Genomic DNA, 21,512 nt, shown 5'->3' with positions numbered 1-21,512 from the left:
GGACAATCGAGTTCGGCAGCATCAGAGTCCGGATAGCCTCCGCTGTCATGCCTACCGCCGATGAGACGTGCCGGGTGTCCGTCCGCACCGTCGACCGCGAAACGGACGTGGCGCTGCCTGCCCGTGCACCCATCGCGGAACTGATTCCCGCCATGGTGGATCTCATCGGCACGGACCACTTCGCCGGCCACGAACCCCACCTCACCCGGGTCACCGGGGAGGTTCTCGACCCGGCTTCGACGCTGGCCCACTGCTCGATTCAGGACGGCGAATTGCTGATCCTGACAACCTCGGTTCCACCGCCCCCGGTGACGCGGTTCGATCCGAGCACCGCCGTCGTGTCGGCCGTGACCGCCTTGACCACCCCAGCGCGGTCGGCGGCCGGTCTCCGTACGGGATGGATCACGGTGAGCTGGGCTTCGGTCGTGCTCCTGGCATTACTCGGGCACACCGTTGTGGTCCCGGATGCCGCCGGCCATGCCGCGGTCGGCGCGGCGGCGGCCGTACTGGCAATGGCCGGGGCGGTGGTTTTGCACCGCACACGTCGTGATCGGCGGGGTGCTGTCGTTCTCGGGGTGCTGGCGAGCGCATTCGCGAGCGTGACCGCGGCGCTGGCTTCCTCGGACCGCGCCGGATTGCCGGATTTTCTGCTGGCGATGTCCGCCGCCTCGGCGGTATCGCTGGTCGTGTGGCGCCTTTTAGGTTGTGCTGCTTCGGTTTTCCTGCCCATAGCCGCCGTGACGATGGCGGCCTCGACGGCGGCGGTGGGCGCGGTGGCCGCCTGGTGGCCAACGGCGGCGACCGGCCCGATACTGGCGACGGCATCAGTCGGCACCTTGGCCGTGTCCGGGTGGCTGTCGGTCCGCAGTTCCGGACTGCCGAGAGCGGACCTGTCCGACGCCGAGGTCGACGCCAAGACAGAGGTCGCTCATCGCCGGCTGACCACACTTGTCGTCAGCGCGGCCGGGGCGGGGGCACTGGGTGCGGTCATCACCGCGGCGACCACGCGGCGACCGGTCCTCGCAGCGGGCTTCATCGCGATCGTCGGCGCTACGATGTTGCTGCGTTCCCATCGCCACGAAGACCGTTATCGCACTGCAGCCCTGAAGGTTTCGTCGGGTATATCGATCACGTCGTTGATCGCCCTGTGCGCAATGAAGGCACCACCGAGTTCGGTATGGCTGTGCGGGGGGCTGCTGTTCGCCGGGGCCTGCGCGCTGTGGCTTCCACGGCACGAACAGTGGCTGCGATCGATAGCGTGGCGGCGGGTCATCGCCGTGCTCGATCTGGCGGTCGGCGCGGCCGTCGTCCCCTCTGCAGCAGCGGCGGCTGGAGCTTTCGCAGCGCTGCCCTGGCTGGGGCAGGTGTGACGAGCAGCGGCGGGCGGGCCATAGCCGCGACCGCGGCGGTACTGCTTGCCTCGGCCCACTGCGCCCCGCCGGCGTTTGCCGTCGTCCCGCCGGCAATCGACAATTCACTGCTGCCGCCACCGGCACCTGCCGCCCCGACTCAGCCGACCGAACAACGTGAACCGTGCGCGGTGCCGGTGCCCGTGACAGGTGTTGACGTATCGGCGACGCAGCTGGCCGGTTTCGATATGCCGGAGATCTGGCGGTTGACCCGCGGTGCGGGACAGCGGGTGGCGGTGATCGACACCGGGATCGCCGCGCATCGCCGACTGTCCGATGTGGTCGCCGGCGGCGACTACGTCTCGAGTGGCGACGGCAGGCAGGACTGCGACGGGCACGGAACCGCCGTCGCCGGCATCATCGCGGCAGCACCCGATCGGACCGATCGAACCGGGTTCACCGGGATGGCCCCAGAAGCGACACTGATTGCAATCCGTCAGTCCAGCAACAAATTCAGTTCATCGGTTGATCCAGCAAGCAGCGGATTCGGCGACGTCTACTCCCTGGCCATGGCCGTTCGCACCGCTGCGGACATGGGCGCATCAGTCATCAATATCTCCTCGGTGGCCTGTACCGAGGAGATGCTCGAGGACCGGGCTCTCGGCGCCGCGTTGTCCTACGCGGTCGACGTCAAGGACGTGGTCGTAGTGGCCGCGGCTGGCAACGTCGGTGGGGAGGGGCAGTGCCCGGCTCAGAACACCGCCGTGCCACCGACGGTGATCGCCAGCCCGGCGTGGTACGACGACTACGTGTTGACCGTTGCCTCGCTGGACTCGAGTGGTACTCCTTCGGCGTTCAGCCTCCGCGGCCCCTGGGTCGACGTCGCGGCACCCGGTGAGCACGTCGTCTCCCTCGACCCGGACGGCGTCGGTGTGATCGACACGATGCCGACACCGGCCGGGCAGGCACCGATGTCGGGAACCAGCTACGCGACGCCGGTGGTGAGCGGCCTGGTGGCGCTGGTGCGTTCCCGATTCCCCCGGCTGTCTGCGCGTCAGGTGATGATGCGCATCGAGGCCACCGCACACCACCCGCCCGGCGGCTGGAATGCCACGAGCGGCAACGGCGTCATCGACCCGATGGCCGCTCTGAGTGACCAGACCACCGCATCGTCCCCGCCTTCCCCTCGGCCGTCCGCCGCACTGCAGCCCACCGATCCGGCACCGCATCGTCCCTACGCCGTCGCCGCGACCAGTGCTGCGCTCTGTGTGGCCGGCCTGATCGCGGCGGCATCCGCGCGGCTAGGGCGCCGACACGAAGACGTCCCGCCGGACTAGAGCGGCCTCACGGGTAAGTTCCGGGCCCGAGGGCAGGGCACTGAGGATGGCCCACGGCGCCGCTGCGGGCTCACCGTCCAGACCCAACGCGGTTGCCGCCGAATCTTTCACGGGAAAGCGAACTCCCGCGGCGCCGATCAAATATCGGGTCGCTGCGCTCGGGTCGACGACGTCGAGGCTGCGACCCGGGGACATGCGCGCTTTGTCGACGCCGGGTCCGTCGCCGTCGGCTCCGGCCAGGACCACCGCTTCGATTCGGTCGCCGGTCGGCCGCCCGACGGCGATCCCACTGCGGCCTGATAGCCATGTCGCGCACAGTTCCTCGCCGACATCGAGCAACGACGGCGTGTCGTCCGGGTAGGTGCCGACCGGCAAGGCGTCGATGAGGGGGGATCGCGCGACCAGTTCGAGTGGCACCTCGGGGATCTCCGTGCTCGTAGCCGGGTTGGCGAACCGGATGAGATCAACGGTCAGCCGTCCGACGCGCTGAAGCCCTCCCCGCAGGACGACGTAGTACTCGGGCGAATCGGCCCTGCTGACGCGTACGACGGTACCGACCGGTAGACCGCCCGTCCCGGAACGTTCGGCCAACCCGGCGACGCGGGGCGGGTTGATCGCCGGCACCTCGGGAACGACGTTGAGAACGGTCGCCGACACTTTCCGGGCCACCACACCGTCAAGGTGCAGCGCGCGCGCGGTGGCCGGATCGCCGGGGTCGATCATCGCCCGCTTGCCGTCATAGAGCAGATAGACGGCTCCATCGCCGTGCGCCGCTGTGACGAGGACGGCAGCGTTCGGGTCCAGTTCGGCAGGCGCCGCGTCATCGCCAACCGAGACCGTCGTCGTCCCGTCAGCCTCGTCGCAGACATCCCAGCGCACGTCCACAGGTGCCGTCACCGTCCCGAGTGACCGGGGCGCCCCGGGGATGCCCAGCACCGGACCATCGACGACGCGCGCCAGGGCGGCGGCGTCGACGAGTCGAGGCGTCGCCGGCGAGCCCAGAATCAGACGGGCCGATGTCAGGTCCGCCACCGGGCGCAACCGGCCGTCGACACGGACGAACAATGCACCGGACTGCCGGACCATCACCAGGGCGTCGTCGGGAATCTTGTCGTGCCGCGCCGACCCCAGGATCACGTCGAGAACCAGCATCCCGGCCGCCGCCGCGCAACCGGCCAGCAGCGCGAGCTTCTGCGCGCGGAGCGGGTCATGCCGAGAGGGCATCGCCCGGCCCAGAATCGAGTATTCGAGGCGGCGTAGCACGAATCGCTGTGCGCTGACCTGAGCTCGAAGGGACGGTCGGCCGGCCATTCCGGTGAACCTAGAACAGTTGCCTACTCGTTGATTACCTTCATCAACAGGGGTAGCCCGTCAGATCCCGCGGCTATCGCGAGCGCGCCCACACGTACGGGACCAGCGATCGCAGGAAATCCAAGTCCGGACCCTGTTGCGCATCGCAGAACGCCTGCTCGAAATACTCCTCGGCAACCAGAAGAATGCCCTCGGCGTATTCGCCGGTGGCGCGCTACCCCTCTTTCGAGCGGCGCTCCCGATAAGCGGCCACATGCTGGCGGTTACCGCAGTTGCCGGTGTCGCAGAACATCCGCGAGCGGTTGCGCGACAGATCGATCAGTACCGCATCGCAGTCGGGCGCCGCGCAGATCTTCAACCTGCGCAAGTCGCCGGCACGCACCAGGTCGGCCAACGACATGGCCATCTCGGCGCCCATGCGCTGGGCGAGCGGATCGTGGATCGACGCCAGGTGCAGATGCCACTCGGGCATCTCGGGGTGGCGGGTCAGCCACGGTGAGGCCCGGGTATCGGCCAGCAGCGCGTTGATCTGCCCGACGGCGCGCGCCTCGTCGTCGGCAGCCGCCCAGATCCGGCCCAACCGCCCACGCAGCTTGTGCACCGCCTCCACCTCGGCGTCGTCGTGGTCGCGCCGGCCGGTCCAGCCGTAGCTGTCCAGGTAGGCGTCCAGGGCCGGCAGATCGCCCAACTGTTCCCCGTCCACCCGATCGCTGTTGATCAGCGCACACGCAGCCCGCAACGTGAGCTCCGTGTCATGACTAAAAAGCATTTGACGCATGACCCCCTCGGGACCTAGTGTCACGACCAAGAGTTATTTTACTCATTACATTCGAGGGGGTGCCTCCATGTCGACGACGGTCCGTGGCCTCGACCACTTTCGCCTGGGTCTGCTGTTCGCGGTCGGATCGGCGTTCACGTTCGGCATGTCCGGCCCCTTCGCCAAGGCTTTGATGGGGGCCGGCTGGTCCCCGACCGCGGCCGTCGCCGCCCGCCTGGCGGGCGGCGCTCTGGTCATGGCGATTTTCGCCTCTGTCGTCAAGCCCGGCTGGCTTCGCGAAGCGCGGGCGCATGCCCGCACGGTGGTGGCTTACGGGCTCGTCCCGATCGCCGGCGCCCAGCTGTGCTACTACAACGCCGTCGCACACCTGTCGGTCGGCGTCGCGCTCCTGCTCGAATACACCGCTCCCATCCTGGTCGTGGGCTGGATCTGGGGAACCACCCGGCGCCGTCCCCGTACCGTGACGCTGGCCGGCGTCGCGCTCGCCGTGGCTGGAATCATGCTGGTGCTCAATGTGTTCTCGGGAGCCGCTGGGCCGGCGACATCAGGTACGGGCGGGGCCCACATCAACGCGGTCGGTGTGGCGTGGGGTCTGGCGGCGGCGATCTGCGCGGCCTGCTACTTCATGATGTCCGACGAAGTGAGCGCCGACGGCAGCGGCCTGAACTCGATCACCCTGGCCGCCGGCGGTTTGATCGTCGGTGCCATCGCCGTCGGGCTGCTGGGCCTGACGGGCGTGATGCCGCTGGTGTTCACCGCCGACAACGCCGCTGTCGCCGGTATGACGGTGCCGTGGTGGATTCCGGTGATCATGCTGGCCGTGGTCGCGACCGCGGTCGCCTACACGCTGGGTATCAGTGGTGTCGCCCGGCTGCGGCCAAGCTTCGCATCCCTGGTCGGGCTCGGCGAGGTGCTCTTCGCCGTGCTGTCGGCGTGGGCGCTGCTCGGTGAAGCGATCACCGTCACACAGGCCATCGGCGGCGGGGTGGTCCTGCTCGGCCTGGCACTGGCCCGCCAGGGTGACCGCGGCACCGCGGTCACCGCTGCGACCTGGCCTGACGCCGGACCGATGGAGGAAGTCGCCACGCCGGCCCCGGCGTGACCGCATGGCACGCGGAGCAAACGTCGGGAATGAATCACGCTCCACACCGGTAACATCCAGATGTGACATCGAAAGCCGCTGCACAGCGTTTTCTGCTGGCCCTCCCGGCCACCGTCCTCGTCGCCCTGGCCGCCCTGGTCACCCCCACCGCGCTGCCGACGGCCGCGGCCGACTGCAACGACGTCGAGGTGGTCTTTGCCCGCGGCACCGACGAAGCACCCGGCATCGGCCGGGTGGGGCAGGCGTTCGTCAACTCCCTGCGCGGCAAGATCGGCAACCGCTCGATGGGGGTCTACGCGGTCAACTACCCGGCCAGCTACGACTTCCTGGCGGCCGCCGACGGCGCCAACGACGCCAGCGCGTTCATCCAGAACGTGGTGAACACCTGCCCGAACACCCGCCTGGTGCTCGGCGGCTACTCCCAGGGCGCGGCGATCATCGACATCATCACCTCGATCCCCTTCCCCGCGGTCGGCTTCAACAACCCGCTACCGCCCAACGTGCCCGATCACGTCGCGGCGCTGGCGGTGTTCGGCAACCCCACCGCCAAGGTCGGCCTCCCGCTGACCAGCAGCCCCGTCTACGGCAGCAGGGCCATCGATCTGTGCAACACCGGCGACCCGATCTGCACCGACGGCGACAACGTCGCAGCCCATCGGGCCTACGGCGGCGACGGGACGGCCAGCCAGGCGGCCTCCTTCGTCGCCAGCCTGCTGTAGATCCCAGCGGTTTGGGCCTCCCAGCGAGGTGTGTGACTATTAGCCCAATACCCGCGACCAAGGGGGTCCCATCAGCATGGCCAGGCCGACCATGACACCAGCTCGTCTCTACGGCGTTACCTCGACGGCACTCGTCGCGGTGCTCGCGGTGCTGTCCCCCACGACCGCCGCCCCGGCAGCTCATGCCGGTACGTGCCCCGACGTCGAGGTCGTCTTCGCCCGCGGCACCAGCGAACCGGCCGGCATCGGCCGCGTCGGGCAGGCCCTCACCGACTCGCTGCAGTCTCAGCTCGGCGGCCGCACCGTGAGCACATACGGGGTGAACTACCCGGCCAGCTATGACTTCTTGGGCGCCGCCGACGGCGCCAACGACGCGACCAACCACATCGCGGCGACCGCGGCCCAGTGCCCGTCGACGCGCTTCGTGCTCGGCGGCTACTCGCAGGGGGCCGCGGTGGTCGACATGCTGGTCGGGATACCGCCACTGGGCAACAAGGTGGGCGATATCGGTTCGGCGCCGCCGCTGCCCGGCAACCTGGCGAACAAGGTCGCCGGGCTCGCGACCTTCGGCAACCCCTCCACCAAGTTCGGCATTCCGGTCACAGCGGCCGGCGGGGCGTTCGCCGGCAAGGGCATCGACCTGTGCAACGACGGTGATCCGATCTGCTCGCGCGGCCGCAACCCGTTCGCACACACCGACTACGAGACCGGCCCCGCGCCCGCGCAGGCGGCCGGCTTCATCGCGAGTCTGCTGTAGCACCTATTTTTATTTGCTGTCAGCACCCTGCAAGCCTCGTCTACCATGGCTGACATGCGCGTCACAGCGGTGCTGAGCGGTACGGTAGCGGCAGTATGCGTTGCCGCATCGCTGTTGCCCACCGCCGTGGCGACCGCCGCGCCATGTCCCGATGTCGAGGTCATCTTCGCCCGCGGCCGCTTCGAGCCACCGGGCATCGGTCGCATCGGCCAAGCGTTCGTCGATGCGCTGCGTGCCGACACCACGAAGAGCGTGGGCGTCTACGGGGTCAACTACGTCGCCGACTGGGACATCGTCCCGGGAGCCAACGATATGAGCCGGCACATGCAGTACATGGCGACCAACTGCCCGAACACCCGCCAGGTACCGGGCGGGTACTCGCTGGGTGCCGCGGTGGTCGACGTGGTCCTGGGCGCGACTGAATCCCAATTCGGCTTCAACAACCCGCTGCCCGCTTCGGTCGCCGATCACGTCGCCGCCGTGGTGCTGTTCGGTAACGGCACCCGTAGCATCTTCGGACCGGTGTCGGCGGAGAACAGCCCGCTCTACGGGCCCAAGACCATCGACCAGTGCAACGTGGACGACCCGATCTGCAACGGCATCGATCCCGCCACCCTGGCCGGCAACTGGTCGTCGCACCTGCAGGACGCCTACATCGGGTCAGGCCTGGTCGCCCAGGCGGCCAGCTTCACGGCGAGCAGGCTCTAGCTATGCGTCCGTCACGCACAGCTACTCGTGCGGTCGCGCTGTTGGTCGCAGCCGCCGCGATGTTGCTCGGCCCGTCGGCACTGCCAGGCGGGGCATCGACTGCGGTACCGAGAGCCAGCGCGGCATCCTGTCCCGACGTCGAAGTGATCTTCGCGCGCGGCCGGCTCGAATCCCCCGGCACCGGAATCATCGGTAACGACTTCGTCCGCGCACTGCGATCGAAGGTCGCAAAGAACATCGGCGTCTACGCCGTGAACTATCCCGCCGACAGCCAGGTCGACATCGGCGCCAACGACATCAGCCGGCGCGTTCTCTACAACATGAACAACTGTCCGAATACCCGCCTGGTACTGGGCGGCTACTCGCTGGGTGCTGCCGCAGCGGATATGGTTCTGGCGCTTCCCATCTCGATTCTGGGCTTCAAGACGCCGCTGCCCGCCGGCGCCGACAGCCACATCGCGGCGGTTGCCCTGTTCGGCAACGGGACCCAGTGGCTGGGTCCGATCACGAACTTCAACCCCGTCTTCGGTGATCGGACCATCGAGCTGTGCCATGGCGACGATCCGATCTGCAACCCGGCCGACCCGGACACCTGGGAGGCCAACTGGCCCGATCACCTGGCCGCCGCCTATCAGAAGGCCGGGATGATCAATCAGGCAGCGGATTTCGTAGCCGGCAAGCTCTAGAGTGTCCGCAGATCACGGGTGATCGCGATGCGCGCGGCCAACTGATCATCGGGAGGATATTCCACCCCGGTCAGGGTCAGGCCGCGCGCCGGTGCGGCGGCGAAATCACTCGAGCGTGATGTTGCGCTCAACAACGTTGCGCACCAGGCCGGTTCACGGCGGCCCTCCCCTACCGCCAGCAGCGCGCCTACCAGCGAACGGACCATCGACCAGCAGAACGCGTCGGCACTGACATAGGCGGTCACCAGATCGCCGTCGCATACCCACTCCAGTCGCTGAAGGTCACGGATGGTCGTAGCACCGGGCCGGTGCCGGCAGAACGCCGCAAAGTCGTTCAACCCCACCAGATCCTGCGAGGCAGCCGCCATGGCATCGACGTCGAGCGGCTTGGTCCAGGGTGTCACGTAGCGCGCGAGCTGGGGTTCGACACCGTAGGGAGCCAGCGACAGCCGGTATGCATAGTGGCGGCGCAATGCCGAGAATCGGGCGTCGAATCCGGCAGGCGCACGCCCGATCTCGCGCACCCGAACGTCCTCGGGCAGGAAGCGGGCCAGCCGGCGCACCAGCGGGAGGAACTCGGGCTCACCGGAGCGGGCGTGCCGCGGATAGGCATGGACGAGCGCATCGGCGGGCACATCGAGGTGAGCGACCTGACCGGTCGCGTGTACGCCGGTGTCGGTCCGCCCGGCGCCGAACACCCGAACCGGCGTCCGGAACACTGTCGAGAAGGTCTCCTCGAGAACGCCCGCGACGGTGCGGTGTCCTTCCTGGACCGCCCAGCCGGTGAAGTCTGTTCCGTCGTAGGCGATGTCGAGCCGAAGACGAACCTGCCCGCCACCGGAGGAGGTGACGGGCAGGTTCGTACTCACAGCCTCAGGACTTGTCAGCGTCCGAATCCTCGGCGGATTCGGCAGCCTGCTCCTCGGCGACCTCGTCGGCTGCCTCGGCGGTCTGGGCGTCGGCGATAGCCGTGTCCTCTTCTACGGCCTCAGCCTCTTGGACCTCGGCGATCGGCTCTTCAGCCGGAACCTCTTCCACCGGAGCCTCTTCCACCGCGGCGGGCGCGGGGGCGGCCTTCTTGGCGGCACTCTTGCGAGCCCGGTTGGCCTCGGAGGTCACGGTCTTCTCCCGCACCAGCTCGATGACCGCCATCGGGGCGTTGTCGCCCTTACGCGGCTCGACCTTGATGATCCGGGTGTAGCCACCGTTGCGGTCGGCGAAGAACGGCCCGATCTCCGCGAAGAGGACATGCACGATGTCCTTGTCGCGGATCTTCTTCATCACCTCGCGCCGGTTGTGCAGCGCGCCCTTCTTGGCATGGGTGATGAGCTTCTCGGCGTACGGCCGCAACGCCCGCGCCTTCGGCTCGGTGGTCTTGATCCGGCCGTGCTCGAACAGCGACGTAGCCAGGTTGGCCAGGATCGCCTTCTGGTGCGAGGACGACCCGCCGAGGCGGGCGCCCTTGGTGGGCTTAGGCATTGGAAACTCCAGCCATTGTGACTACTCCTTTTTCGCGGCCGACCCCCGTATCAGGTAGGGCCGGGACGGGTTCTCTCTTTGAGAGCTCTAGAGCTCTTCGGTTTCGGTGAAGTCCTGGTCGGCGTCCAAGTCGTAACCCGCATCGCTGTTCCAGGTGCCGGTGGCGACGTCGTAGCCGGCCACCTCGGACGGATCGAAGCTGGCCGGGCTGTCCTTGAGCGACAGACCCAGCTGGTGCAGCTTGATCTTGACCTCGTCGATCGACTTCTGGCCGAAGTTGCGGATGTCCAGCAGATCGGACTCCGTGCGGGCGACCAGCTCGCCGACGGTGTGCACACCTTCGCGCTTGAGGCAGTTGTACGAGCGGACGGTCAGGTCCAGATCGTCGATCGGCAGCGCGAAGGCCGCGATGTGATCGGCCTCGGCCGGCGACGGGCCGATCTCGATGCCTTCGGCCTCGACGTTGAGTTCCCGTGCCAGACCGAACAATTCGACCAGGGTCTTACCGGCCGACGCCAGGGCGTCGCGCGGGGTGATCGAATTCTTGGTCTCGACATCGAGGATCAGCTTGTCGAAGTCGGTGCGCTGCTCGACGCGGGTGGCCTCCACCTTGTAGGTGACCTTCAGCACCGGCGAGTAGATGGAATCGACCGGGATGCGGCCGATTTCGGCGCCCGAGGCCTTGTTCTGCACGGCCGGCACGTAGCCGCGGCCGCGCTCGACGACGAGCTCGACCTCAAGCTTGCCCTTGTCGTTCAGCGTCGCGATGTGCATGTCGGGGTTGTGCACCGTCACACCGGCGGGTGGGACGATGTCACCGGCGGTCACCTCACCCGGTCCCTGCTTGCGCAGGTACATGGTGACCGGCTCGTCCTCCTCGGAGGAGACGACCAGGCCCTTGAGGTTGAGGATGATGTCGGTGACGTCTTCCTTCACACCGGGCACCGTGGTGAACTCGTGCAGCACACCGTCGATGCGGATGCTCGTCACGGCTGCGCCGGGGATCGACGACAGCAGCGTACGCCGCAGCGAATTGCCAAGGGTATAGCCGAATCCCGGCTCCAGCGGTTCGATGACGAACTGGGAGCGGTTCTCGGCGAGGACCTCTTCGCTCAGTGTGGGGCGCTGAGAAATCAGCATGGTATTTCGTATCTCCTTCTCGGCACCCGCTATTTGATGCCGTTAGGTGATCCGCGGGACAGGCGCCCCGCGGACGTCTTCTTACTTCGAGTAGAACTCGACGATGAGCTGCTCAGCCAGCGGAACCTGGATCTGCTCGCGAGTGGGCAACTGGTGCACGAGGATCCGCTGACGCTCGCCGACGACCTGCAGCCAGGACGGGATCGGGCGCTCGCCGGCGGTCTGCCGGGCCACCTCGAACGGCAAGGTGTTCAGCGACTTGTCCTTGACGTCGATGATGTCGTACTGCGACACCCGATAGCTCGGGATGTTCACCTTGACACCGTTGACGGTGAAGTGGCCGTGGCTCACCAGCTGGCGAGCCATCCGACGGGTGCGCGCCAGGCCGGCGCGGTACACGACGTTGTCCAGCCGGGTCTCCAGGATCTGCAGCAGGTTCTCACCGGTCTTACCGGCGGAACGGTTCGCCTCTTCGTAGTAGCGGCGGAACTGCTTCTCCATCACGCCGTAGGTGAAGCGGGCCTTCTGCTTCTCCTGCAGCTGCTGGCGGTATTCGCTCTCCTTGATCCGGGCGCGACCATGCTGGCCGGGCGGATAGGGGCGCTTTTCGAACGACTGGTCACCACCGATGAGGTCAACGCCCAGGCGGCGCGACTTGCGAGTGGCGGGTCCGGTATAACGAGCCATGAGTCTCTAGTCTCCTTCTAGACCCGGCGCCGCTTGGGCGGCCGGCAGCCATTGTGCGGCTGCGGGGTGACATCGGAAATCGCGCCCACCTCGAGGCCAGCGGCCTGCAGCGAGCGGATGGCGGTCTCGCGGCCCGAACCCGGACCCTTCACAAACACGTCAACCTTCTTCACGCCGTGCTCCTGCGCCTTGCGGGCCGCGTTCTCGGCGGCCAGCTGCGCGGCGAACGGGGTCGACTTACGCGAACCCTTGAAGCCGACGTGACCCGACGACGCCCAGGCGATGACATTGCCCTGGGGATCGGTGATCGAGACGATCGTGTTGTTGAACGTGCTCTTGATGTGCGCGGCGCCGTGCGGGACGTTCTTCTTTTCCCGGCGACGGGTCTTCTGCCCCTTCTTGGGGCCCGCGGCGCCCTTTTTTGCCTGTGCCACTTCGGGTTACCTGGCCTTCTTCTTGCCGGCGATGGTGCGCTTCGGGCCCTTGCGGGTGCGCGCATTGGTCTTGGTCCGCTGGCCGCGCACCGGCAGGCCACGGCGGTGCCGCAGGCCCTGGTAGCAGCCGATCTCGATCTTGCGGCGGATGTCGGCCTGAACCTCACGGCGCAGGTCGCCCTCGACCTTGAGATCGTTGCCCTCGATGTAGTCGCGCAGCTGGGTCACCTGATCGTCGGTCAGGTCCTTGCTGCGCAGATCCCGGTCGATACCGGTCGCGGCGAGGATCTCCTGCGAGCGGGTACGGCCGATGCCATAGATATAAGTCAGCGCGATCTCCATGCGCTTGTCGCGCGGGAGGTCAACGCCCATGAGACGTGCCATCAGGCAGTGATTCCTTCTTCTATGCGGAGGTCTGTTCCCAGTCCGTTCCCGACTGCCGTCGAGCCTCTGGCGAGGATCGACATCGTAGGTGGGGCCCGGCCTCCGTTCCGGGCGTGGCTGAATGGCGAATCCATTCAGTGGTACTGGGAGGTCTGCATTCAGTTGTGTTGGCCGATCAGCAAGCGCCGGGCTACAGCGCTTGGCTCTTCGCGCAAGCGCTCATCGCTAGCCCTGACGCTGCTTGTGGCGCGGATCAGAGCAGATCACCATGACCCGCCCATGCCGGCGGATCACCCTGCACTTGTCGCAGATCGGCTTGACGCTCGGGTTCACCTTCACGGCTGTTCGATCCTTCTGGTTCTCGTTGTTGTCACTACGTGTCGTGCTGGTTCGCGGTCGGGGCTATTTGTACCGGTACACAATGCGACCCCGGGTCAGGTCGTAGGGAGACAACTCCACTACCACCCGGTCCTCGGGAAGGATGCGGATGTAGTGCTGCCGCATCTTGCCGCTGATGTGAGCGAGTACCTTGTGCCCGTTCTCCAGCTCAATGCGAAACATCGCATTGGGCAGGGGCTCGACCACCCGGCCCTCGACCTCGATGGCACCGTCTTTCTTGGCCATATCCTCCGGATCCTGCTTTTGTCGGTTCTGTTCGCACCGGCCGCTCTCGCGGCAGGTCCTCGCAGTCGGGCAGCATTCGCCCCGACTGCAAAACGTGAGCCGGGATCAGGAAATTCCAGAAATTCCAGGACAGGGCACGCAAGAGCCGACGCGGGTACCGCACCGTTGGTCTACGATACCCGCTCGGGCGCGCTACTCCAAAACCGTCGCGCAGCCGTGCTGAACCAGCTTAGAGCCGAGGTGAACCGGGCGCTACCGGAACCGCGGCGACAGCAAGCCGACCCTAATAACCACTGGACAACCGGCGCATACTGGACGGTGATGACTGGACCCGCCCCCCAGCCCCGCAAACCCGTCATTCTCACCGTTGACGACGACCCGGCCGTTTCGCGCGCCGTGGCCCGCGACCTTCGCCGCCACTACGGCGAGCGGTACCGGATCGTCCGTGCGGAGTCCGGGCCCGACGCGCTGGAGACGATCAACGAACTGAAGCTGCGCGGCGAGACCGTCGCGGTGTTCGTCGCCGACTACCGGATGCCCCAGATGAGTGGCATCCAGTTTCTCGAAGAGGCGATGGACGTCTACCCGATGGCCCGCCGCGTGCTGCTCACGGCCTACGCCGACACGCACGCCGCGATCGACGCCATCAACGTGGTCGACCTCGACCACTACCTGCTCAAGCCGTGGGATCCGCCGGAGGAAAAGCTCTACCCGGTGATCGACGCGCTGCTGGAGGCCTGGCATGCCACCGGCGACCGGGCCATCCCGCACACCAAGGTGATCGGGCACCGATGGAGCGAGCGGTCCTGGGAGGTCCGACAGTTCCTGGCCCGCAACCTGCACTCGTTCCGTGCGTTCAACGCCGACGAGCCCAAGGGCAAGCAGCTGCTCGACGCCGGCGGCCTGGACGGGTACCAGCTACCGGTGGTCATCAGCGAGCAGGGTCAGGTCCTGGTCGACCCGAGCAACGCCGAGCTCGCCGCGATGCTGGGCCTGTCGACGAGCCCGTCGCTGGAGATGTACGACCTGGCCGTCATCGGCGGTGGGCCGGCCGGGCTGGCAGCTGCGGTGTACGGCGCCTCCGAAGGTCTCAAGACGGTTCTGATCGAGGAGACGACCACCGGCGGCCAGGCCGGGCGCAGTTCCCGGATCGAGAACTACCTGGGCTTCCCCACCGGGATCTCCGGGGCGGAGCTGACCACCTCGGCGCGCCGGCAGGCCGAGCGGTTCGGCGCGGAGGTCATCACCACCCGCAAGGCGGTCAAGCTGAGCGCCGGGGAGGCCGGTACCGCCCGCACCATCGAGTTCGAAGACGGCGGCAGCATCGCCGCGCGGGCCGTCATCCTGGCCACCGGCGTCGACTACCGCCAGCTGCGAGTCACCGGATGCTGGGACAACCCCGACGACCCGGCCTGCAACTATGTCGGCCGCGGCGTCTACTACGGGGCCTCGGTGTCGGATTCCGCAGAGTGCAAAGGCGAGGACGTCTACATCGTGGGCGGGGCCAACTCGGCCGGACAGGCAGCCATGTTCATGTCCCGCGAGGCGCGCTCGGTCACCATGCTGGTACGCGGGCCGTCGCTGGAAGCGTCGATGTCGCACTATCTGATCCAGCAGATCGAGAAGAATCCGACGATCACGGTCCGCACCTGCACCGAGGTGGTGGACACCATCGGCGAGGACGATCACCTGACCGCGCTGGTGCTGGAGAACCGGCAGACCGGCCAACGCGAGACCGTCGGGTGCAGCCGGATGTGCTGTTTCATCGGCGCCGAGCCGCGCACCGAGTGGCTCAAGGAAGTGGTCGCCGTCGACGACCACGGCTTCGTCCTCGCCGGACCCGACCTGTTCAACGTCGCCGGGTGGGTTCTGGACCGGCCGCCGCACCACCTGGAAACAAGTGTGCCGGGTGTGTTTGTTGCAGGAGACGTGCGCGCCGAGTCCGCCAAACGAGTGGCAGCCGCCGTCGGCGAAGGGTCGATGGCGGTGATGTTGGTGCATCGGTATCTCGCGGAGGCGTAGTGACATGGGGGAAACCTGCCTGCCCGGCGAACTGAGGACATTGTTCCTGTTCGAGAAGCTGTCCGAGGACCAGCTGCAGACGCTGTGCGACAACGGGCACATCGCGGTCTTCGAGCCCGGCCCGGTGGTCATCGAGGGCGAGCCGGCCACCTGTTTCTACGTCCTGCTCGATGGTGAGCTGGTGATGTCCAAACGCTCCGGCGGGGTCGACGTGGAAACCAACCGAACCTCGCAGCGCGGCGTGTATTGCGGAGCCTGGTCGGCATACATCCCCGACGAGGAGCAGCTCTACCAAGCGTCGGTGCGGGTCACCAAGCCGTCCCGGTTCTTCGTACTCGACGCCGACGCCTTCGCCCGGTTCATGCAAACGGAGTTCCCGATGGCCGTGCATCTGCTGGAAGGCCACATGGTCGGCGGCCGGCGGCAGAGCCAGATCATCGGCCAGCGCCAGAAGCTGCTGGCGCTGGGCACCATCACCGCCGGGCTGACCCACCAGCTTAACAACCCCGCCGCGGCCACCGCCCGGGCGGTGGCCGATCTGCGTGAGGGTGTGGGCAAGATGCGCCACAAACTGGCGATGCTGGCCGACGGCAAGTTCACCCCCGAAGCGCTGCGGGTGCTGGTGAGCATTCAGGACGAGGTCGCCGAGATGGTCGCCAAATCGAAGGCCCAGGAATTGTCGGCGCTGGAGACCTCCGACCGCGAGGATCAAATCGGCGACTGGCTGGACGACCACGGCATCGCCAGCGCCTGGGACTACGCCCCCACCTTCGTCGAAGCCGGCCTGGACGTCGACTGGCTGGAACGGGTCGAGGCCTCCGTGGAATCGGTCGACTGTTCGGCGACCCTGCAGAGCGCCATCGGATGGCTGAAGTACACCATCGACACCGAGTTGCGGATGAACGAGATCGCCGACGCCAGCGAACGCATCTCGGGTCTGCTCGCCGGTGCCAAGAAGTACTCCCAGATGGACCGGGCCGAATACCAGGTCGCCAATGTCCACGAGCTGCTGCACAGCACCCTGAAGACCCTCTTCGGCGACAAGGTCGGGCCCGAGAAACCCATCAAGCTGGTCAAGGACTGGGATAAGACGATCCCTGAAATCGCTTGTTATCCAGGTGGTTTGAATGAAGTGTGGGACGTCATCATCAACAACGCCATTCAGGCGATGGGTGGCCGGGGCACGCTGACCATCCGCACCGCACACCAGGGCGACGACATGATCCGGGTCGAGATCGCCGACGACGGGCCGGGTATCCCCGACGAAATCATCGATCGGATCTTCACCGCGTTCTTCACCACCAAGCCGTTCGGCGAGGGCGACGGCCTCGGCCTGGATCTCGCACGCCGCATCATCGTCGAAAAGCACCAGGGCGACATCCGGGTCGAGTCCGAACCGGGCAACACCCGCTTCACCATCCTGTTACCGCTGGTGGCGCCGGCGCCGCTCGCGGCGACACCGACCGAACTTCCCGCCGCCGCGGAATAGCGAGGAATAGCCGACGACCCGCCCCGGGTTGTAGCGGCCATGAGCGCCAAGCCCGATCTCGGCAGGTTCGCGTCATTCGGCCAGGGGGTGACCCCGGAGCAGGCCGCGGCAATCGAAGCTCTCGGCTACGGCGCCGTGTGGGTCGCCGGTTCGCCCCCCGCCGAGCTGGATTGGGTGGAGCCCAGCCTCGAACAGACCAGCACTCTGACGCTGGCCACCGGCATCGTCAACATCTGGACCGCGCGACCCGAGGCCGTCGCCACCTCGTTCCACCGCATCGAAAGCGCCCACCCCGGAAGATTTCTGCTCGGCGTCGGCGTTGGCCACCCCGAGGCCGACGCGCAGTTCACCAAGCCGATGGCCGCCCTCAACGCCTACCTGGACGTGCTGGACGAGCGCGCAGTTCCCCAACAACGGCGGGTGCTTGCCGCGCTCGGCCCGCAGGTCCTGCAGCTGGCCGCGAACCGCAGCGCCGGGGCCCACCCGGCCCTCATCACCCCCGAACACACCGCCTCGGCTCGCCGCCTGATGGGGCCTGACGCCTTCCTCGCGCCCGTGGTACCGGTCGTGCCGACCACCGACGTCGAGAAAGCCCGCGCCGTCGGTCGCAAGGCCCTCGAGATGTATCTCGGCCTGCGCAACTACCTCAACAACTGGAAGCGCCTGGGCTTCACCGACACCGACATCACCCGCCCCGGTAGCGATCGACTTGTCGACGCCCTTGTCGTGTCCGGCGCTCCGGAGACCATCGCCTCGCGGCTCACCGAACACCTCGACGCCGGTGCCGACCACGTGGCGATCCAGGTGCTGACCGCGCCGGCCAAGGCCATCGGAACCCTGGCTGAACTCGCCGGCCCGCTCGGGCTGGGCTGACCCGAAAGGAGAATCCGATGACGGATGCCAAACCAGATCTGGGCCGATTCGGCTCGTTCGGCCGCGGGGTCACCCCGCAGCAAGCCAAGGAGATCGAGGCGCTGGGCTACGGTGCAGTCTGGGTGGGCGGCTCGCCGCCAGCCGAACTGGATTGGGTGGAGCCGATTTTGGCGAACACGACGACACTGAAGGTCGCCACCGGCATCGTCAACATCTGGACGGCGGCGGCCGGTCCGGTCGCCGAGTCGTTCCACCGGATCGAAGCGGCCTACCCGGGCCGGTTCCTGCTCGGTATCGGGGTGGGTCATCCCGAAGCCACCCAGGAGTACCAGAAGCCGATCGACGCACTGCGCGACTATCTGGACAAGCTCGACGAGTACGGAGTGCCGGAGAACCGGCGGGTGGTCGCCGCACTGGGACCACAGGTACTCAAACTGTCGGCGGCCCGCAGTGCCGGTGCCCACCCGTACCTGACCACGCCGGAACACACGGCCGAAGCGCGCCGCCTGATCGGGCCCGAGGCATTCCTGGCGCCCGAACACAAAGCCGTTCTCACCACCGACCCCGACACGGCACGAGAGGTCGGCAGACACGCCTTGGACATCTACCTCAACCTGCAGAACTACCTCAACAGCTGGAAACGGTTGGGCTTCACCGACGAAGACGTGGCCAAGCCCGGCAGCGATCGGTTGGTCGACGCCGTCGTCGCCTACGGCACACCGGAGGCCATCGCGGCCCGGCTGACCCAGCACCTCGACGCCGGGGCCGACCACGTACCCGTCCAGGTGCTGACCTCTTCTGACAGGCTGGTGGACGCGCTGGCCGCACTGGCCGGCCCACTGGGACTTCAACGACCGTAACGAAGGGGACTCGTGACCAATCCGTCGCTGCTCAAACCCGAACTCGGCCGCTATGGAGTGTGGACCGGTGGGCCGGTGTCACCGGAGCAGTCCGCGGAGATCGAGCGACTCGGCTACGGCGCGGTGTGGGTCGGGGCGTCGCCGGAGGCCGAGCTCTCGTTCGTCGAACCGATCCTCGAGCGCACCGAGAACCTCACCGTCGCCACCGGGATCGTCAACATCTGGAACGCTCCGGCCGACGAGGTCGCGGCCTCCTACCACCGGATCGAAAATGCCTACCCCGGACGGTTTTTGCTCGGCGTCGGTGTGGGCCACCCCGAGCACACGCAGGAGTACCGCAAGCCCTACGGCGCCTTGGTGGGCTATCTCGACGAGCTCGACGACCGGCACGTGCCGACCAGCCGCCGGGTGATCGCCGCGCTCGGGCCCAAGGTGCTGCAGCTCGCAGCGCAGCGCAGCGCCGGCGCCCATCCCTACCTGACCACACCCGAACACACCGGGCAGGCCCGCGAACTGGTGGGCGCTTCGGTGTTCTTGGCGCCCGAACACAAGGTGGTGCTCACTACTGATGTCGAAGAAGCCAGGAAGCTCGGCCGGGACAGCGTTGGGTTCTATCTGGGCTTGAGCAACTACGTCAACAACTGGAAGAGGCTCGGTTTCACCGACTCCGACGTCGAGCGGCCCGGCAGCGACCGGTTGATCGACGCGGTGATCGCGCACGGCACGGCCGACGCGATCGCCGCGCGGCTGGGTGAACACCTCGATGCCGGCGCCGATCACGTGACGATCCAGGTGCTCGGCGGCCCGGACGCCCTGCTGCCGACGTTGACCGAATTGGCGGCACCGTTGGGGTTGACCGCCGCCGGGTGATCACGCTTTTCACACTCTCAGGCCGCCATGACGATCGCGGGACACGGGAAACGCATCGCGGCACAGGCGTCGTGGACTGATTCACTGACCTCCTCGGCGAGATCACGTCGGACGATCGAACTGCCGGCGGCCACCCCGGCATCGCCCACGCCGAGGGTGAGCCTGGTCAGTACGACGTTGTGCCGGCGGCGGATGTGATCCATCTGCGCGATCATGTTTCCGATCACGGCCGGTCCATCGAAAACAGGTCCGATCTCACAGACCAGACCGATCAGAGCGGTCGACCGGCAATCGACCACGGCATCCGCCGCGGTGTCGGCCGCCGAGGAATCGAAGACGAAATCACATCCGCCACCGGCGGCGGGCGTCACGGTATCGGTCATGCGTAACAACACATTCTGTACCCGGCCGACCCCTAACCACGTCATCTGTTCGGGGCGGCTGAGCACCACCCGACCCACTCCGGCGGCTCGCACCCGACGGATCCCACGACCGTCCAGCCGATCCGCATGCACGGTCATCCGCATCGGATGGATACCGACCGAGATCGCCGAGTGCAACTCCGCCAGTGTGCGCACATCCACCGTCAGACGTTGTTCGCGCAGCCAGCGCGCAACCTGACTGTCGCGCAGTGCAGCCGCCGGGAACGACACCTCCGCCGGCGCGCAGGAATCCCGGTAGCCGATCATGCGGCGGACTTCCGGATTCTCGACGCACGCATAGCGCCGCCGGGGAACCAATGACCGAAAACCGGTAGACAGAGTCATCGAAACCTTCTTCACCAACGTCACAATCGCCCAGCGCTGTATCGACGGTGCCCGGCCAAACCTTGATGCAGCTCCGAGCGTGCTGTGGACTCGCTGAATCCCGTGCGCTTCACCGACACGGCAGTTGTTTGCACCGTTACTCGGCAGATGCGTACAACAAGTACCGTCTCGGCGCGAACACACCTGGCCCGGCCAGGCCAACTTCTGGCTCGCCCGGACCGCCCTACCGGACAGCGCCGCGGCAATACTGGCGCCATGCACATCACAGTCGACTACGACTTGTGTGAAGGTCACGGGCAGTGCCTGATGGCCGCCCCGGAGCTCTTCGACCTTCCCGACGGCGCCGAACAGGTGGTGGTCCTCGACGCCGATCCGCCCGAGTCCGAGCGCGATCGGGCGGTGCGGGCCGCCGCGATGTGCCCGGCGCTGGCGATCAAGGTCAGCTGAGCCCGTCGGCGTCGGCGAGGTCGTCGAGCAAGCGGTAGCGACCGGCCAGGGCCGCCGCGGCGATCCGATTCGTCACACCCAGCTTGTGCAGGAGCGCGGCGATCATCCGCTTGGCGGTCCGCTCCGACACCATCATTCGCGCGGCGATGTCGGTGGTCTCGATCCCGGTCGCCAACAGCGTCCACAACCGCAAGTCCTGGTCGGACAGGCTGTCCAGCAGTGTCGAGGGCGGCCTGCGGGTCCGGCTCAGCAGCGCGTCGAGCAGCGTGCGGTCCACCACGCAAAGGCCCTCGGCGATCGTCCACAGCGGGCCGGCCAGCGCCTCGGGCCGTGCCGTCTTCGGCAGGAACCCGTCGGCACCGGCCCGCAGAGCTTCCTCGGCCAGGGCCAGGTCGCCAGTACCCGAGAGCGCCAGAATCCTGGTCGTGGGGTGGCGGGCCTTGACGTGGCGGATCGCGGCCACCCCGCCCAGCGGGGGCATGGTCAGATCGATGATGGCGATGTCCGCACCACAGCTGCCGACCAGGTCGGCCGCCTCTTCGACATACGTGGTCTGGCCGCCGACAGTGAACAGCTCACCCCATTCGCGGGTGAGCAACAAGGCCAGGCCCTGGGCGAACAGTTCGTGGTCATCGACGATGACCACGACGATCTTCGAACCGGAGACGTGGGCGTTCATTGCCGCGATG

General features: G+C 67.2%; 25 protein-coding genes. 13 read left to right on the top strand and 12 right to left on the bottom strand.

Annotation, left to right across the window (positions count from 1 at the left end; genetic code table 11):
- The first annotated feature begins 47 nt into the window (after window positions 1-47).
- Window positions 48-1,370, top strand: coding sequence for a type VII secretion integral membrane protein EccD (eccD, locus tag ORI27_RS13370; RefSeq protein WP_265997157.1), 1,323 nt, complete (start codon window positions 48-50; stop codon window positions 1,368-1,370).
- The gene (mycP, locus tag ORI27_RS13365) at window positions 1,367-2,686 is read left to right on the top strand and encodes a type VII secretion-associated serine protease mycosin (RefSeq protein WP_323055608.1); all 1,320 of its coding nucleotides are present in this window, start codon (window positions 1,367-1,369) and stop codon (window positions 2,684-2,686) included. Before eccD ends, mycP begins: the two co-directional genes overlap by 4 nt.
- Here mycP and eccB read toward each other — a convergent pair.
- Together eccB and ORI27_RS13355 are read right to left on the bottom strand one after the other, a co-directional pair.
- A complete protein-coding gene (eccB, locus tag ORI27_RS13360) occupies window positions 2,651-3,997 on the bottom strand; it encodes a type VII secretion protein EccB (protein ID WP_265997158.1) in 1,347 nt (448 codons plus the stop codon). The genes mycP and eccB overlap by 36 nt on opposite strands.
- Before the next feature lie 214 nt (window positions 3,998-4,211).
- Window positions 4,212-4,766 (bottom strand): CGNR zinc finger domain-containing protein, encoded by a 555-nt coding sequence (locus ORI27_RS13355; protein ID WP_265997159.1) that lies wholly within the window; start codon window positions 4,764-4,766, stop codon window positions 4,212-4,214.
- Window positions 4,767-4,842: 76 nt separating this feature from the next.
- Here ORI27_RS13355 and ORI27_RS13350 point away from each other — a divergent pair, with 76 nt between their 5' ends.
- The 5 genes from ORI27_RS13350 (at window position 4,843) to ORI27_RS13330 (ending at window position 8,747) form a co-directional block, all read left to right on the top strand.
- Window positions 4,843-5,877 carry an EamA family transporter gene (locus ORI27_RS13350; protein WP_265997160.1) on the top strand — a complete coding sequence of 345 codons (1,035 nt, stop codon included), beginning with the start codon at window positions 4,843-4,845 and terminating at the stop codon, window positions 5,875-5,877.
- A 62-nt stretch (window positions 5,878-5,939) separates the two neighbouring features.
- Window positions 5,940-6,596 carry a cutinase family protein gene (locus ORI27_RS13345; protein ID WP_323055607.1) on the top strand — a complete coding sequence of 219 codons (657 nt, stop codon included), beginning with the start codon at window positions 5,940-5,942 and terminating at the stop codon, window positions 6,594-6,596.
- 76 nt (window positions 6,597-6,672) lie between these two features.
- Window positions 6,673-7,353 carry a cutinase family protein gene (locus tag ORI27_RS13340; RefSeq protein WP_266073963.1) on the top strand — a complete coding sequence of 227 codons (681 nt, stop codon included), beginning with the start codon at window positions 6,673-6,675 and terminating at the stop codon, window positions 7,351-7,353.
- Between the two features lie 45 nt (window positions 7,354-7,398).
- Window positions 7,399-8,061, top strand: a complete 663-nt coding sequence (locus ORI27_RS13335) for a cutinase family protein (RefSeq protein WP_407666296.1) — start codon at window positions 7,399-7,401, stop codon at window positions 8,059-8,061.
- 2 nt (window positions 8,062-8,063) lie between these two features.
- Window positions 8,064-8,747, top strand: coding sequence for a cutinase family protein (locus ORI27_RS13330; protein ID WP_265997163.1), 684 nt, complete (start codon window positions 8,064-8,066; stop codon window positions 8,745-8,747).
- Here ORI27_RS13330 and truA read toward each other — a convergent pair.
- From truA to infA, 8 genes are all read right to left on the bottom strand, one after another.
- Window positions 8,744-9,661, bottom strand: a complete 918-nt coding sequence (gene truA, locus ORI27_RS13325; RefSeq protein WP_407666301.1) for a tRNA pseudouridine(38-40) synthase TruA — start codon at window positions 9,659-9,661, stop codon at window positions 8,744-8,746. The two genes, ORI27_RS13330 and truA, sit on opposite strands and share 4 nt — an antisense overlap.
- A complete protein-coding gene (rplQ, locus tag ORI27_RS13320) occupies window positions 9,621-10,226 on the bottom strand; it encodes a 50S ribosomal protein L17 (RefSeq protein ID WP_265997164.1) in 606 nt (201 codons plus the stop codon). The genes truA and rplQ overlap by 41 nt, the downstream gene beginning before the upstream one ends.
- 87 nt (window positions 10,227-10,313) lie before the next feature.
- Complete coding sequence (locus ORI27_RS13315) at window positions 10,314-11,366, bottom strand: DNA-directed RNA polymerase subunit alpha (protein WP_265997165.1); 1,053 nt, start codon at window positions 11,364-11,366, stop codon at window positions 10,314-10,316.
- A gap of 81 nt (window positions 11,367-11,447) precedes the next feature.
- Window positions 11,448-12,053 (bottom strand): 30S ribosomal protein S4, encoded by a 606-nt coding sequence (rpsD, locus tag ORI27_RS13310; RefSeq protein WP_265997166.1) that lies wholly within the window; start codon window positions 12,051-12,053, stop codon window positions 11,448-11,450.
- Window positions 12,054-12,070: 17 nt separating this feature from the next.
- Complete coding sequence (rpsK, locus tag ORI27_RS13305) at window positions 12,071-12,487, bottom strand: 30S ribosomal protein S11 (protein ID WP_265997167.1); 417 nt, start codon at window positions 12,485-12,487, stop codon at window positions 12,071-12,073.
- A gap of 6 nt (window positions 12,488-12,493) precedes the next feature.
- Window positions 12,494-12,871, bottom strand: coding sequence for a 30S ribosomal protein S13 (gene rpsM, locus ORI27_RS13300; RefSeq protein ID WP_059016004.1), 378 nt, complete (start codon window positions 12,869-12,871; stop codon window positions 12,494-12,496).
- Window positions 12,872-13,096: 225 nt separating this feature from the next.
- Complete coding sequence (gene rpmJ, locus ORI27_RS13295; protein WP_003879483.1) at window positions 13,097-13,210, bottom strand: 50S ribosomal protein L36; 114 nt, start codon at window positions 13,208-13,210, stop codon at window positions 13,097-13,099.
- Window positions 13,211-13,273: 63 nt separating this feature from the next.
- Complete coding sequence (gene infA / locus ORI27_RS13290; RefSeq protein ID WP_005140011.1) at window positions 13,274-13,495, bottom strand: translation initiation factor IF-1; 222 nt, start codon at window positions 13,493-13,495, stop codon at window positions 13,274-13,276.
- Window positions 13,496-13,816: 321 nt separating this feature from the next.
- On the opposite strand from infA, the gene ORI27_RS13285 reads away from it, so the two are divergent.
- The 5 genes from ORI27_RS13285 to ORI27_RS13265 are packed head-to-tail and all read left to right on the top strand — an operon-like array spanning window position 13,817 to window position 19,609.
- Window positions 13,817-15,517 (top strand): NAD(P)/FAD-dependent oxidoreductase, encoded by a 1,701-nt coding sequence (locus ORI27_RS13285; protein ID WP_265997168.1) that lies wholly within the window; start codon window positions 13,817-13,819, stop codon window positions 15,515-15,517.
- Between the two features lie 4 nt (window positions 15,518-15,521).
- Entirely contained in the window at window positions 15,522-17,006 is a 1,485-nt protein-coding gene (locus ORI27_RS13280) for an ATP-binding protein (RefSeq protein ID WP_265997169.1), read from the top strand.
- A 39-nt stretch (window positions 17,007-17,045) separates the two neighbouring features.
- A complete protein-coding gene (locus tag ORI27_RS13275; RefSeq protein ID WP_265997170.1) occupies window positions 17,046-17,879 on the top strand; it encodes an LLM class F420-dependent oxidoreductase in 834 nt (277 codons plus the stop codon).
- Between the two features lie 17 nt (window positions 17,880-17,896).
- Window positions 17,897-18,739: an LLM class F420-dependent oxidoreductase gene (locus tag ORI27_RS13270; RefSeq protein WP_265997171.1), complete on the top strand. Its 843-nt coding sequence runs from the start codon at window positions 17,897-17,899 to the stop codon at window positions 18,737-18,739.
- A 12-nt stretch (window positions 18,740-18,751) separates the two neighbouring features.
- On the top strand, window positions 18,752-19,609 hold the full coding sequence (locus ORI27_RS13265) for an LLM class F420-dependent oxidoreductase (RefSeq protein ID WP_265997172.1): 858 nt from the start codon (window positions 18,752-18,754) through the stop codon (window positions 19,607-19,609).
- Between the two features lie 17 nt (window positions 19,610-19,626).
- Here ORI27_RS13265 and ORI27_RS13260 read toward each other — a convergent pair whose 3' ends face one another.
- Window positions 19,627-20,376 carry a type III PLP-dependent enzyme domain-containing protein gene (locus ORI27_RS13260; protein WP_265997173.1) on the bottom strand — a complete coding sequence of 250 codons (750 nt, stop codon included), beginning with the start codon at window positions 20,374-20,376 and terminating at the stop codon, window positions 19,627-19,629.
- A gap of 255 nt (window positions 20,377-20,631) precedes the next feature.
- Between ORI27_RS13260 and ORI27_RS13255 the strand changes: the two genes are divergently transcribed.
- Window positions 20,632-20,823, top strand: coding sequence for a ferredoxin (locus ORI27_RS13255; RefSeq protein ID WP_265997174.1), 192 nt, complete (start codon window positions 20,632-20,634; stop codon window positions 20,821-20,823).
- Here the strand turns inward: ORI27_RS13255 and ORI27_RS13250 are convergent.
- Window positions 20,816-21,502 carry a response regulator transcription factor gene (locus tag ORI27_RS13250; protein ID WP_265997175.1) on the bottom strand — a complete coding sequence of 229 codons (687 nt, stop codon included), beginning with the start codon at window positions 21,500-21,502 and terminating at the stop codon, window positions 20,816-20,818. The two genes, ORI27_RS13255 and ORI27_RS13250, sit on opposite strands and share 8 nt — an antisense overlap.
- Between the last annotated feature and the right edge of the window lie 10 nt (window positions 21,503-21,512).

This window comes from Mycobacterium pinniadriaticum (assembly GCF_026242045.1).
Lineage (GTDB): Bacteria > Actinomycetota > Actinomycetes > Mycobacteriales > Mycobacteriaceae > Mycobacterium > Mycobacterium pinniadriaticum.
This window is presented reverse-complemented; position numbering and strand designations above follow the sequence as displayed.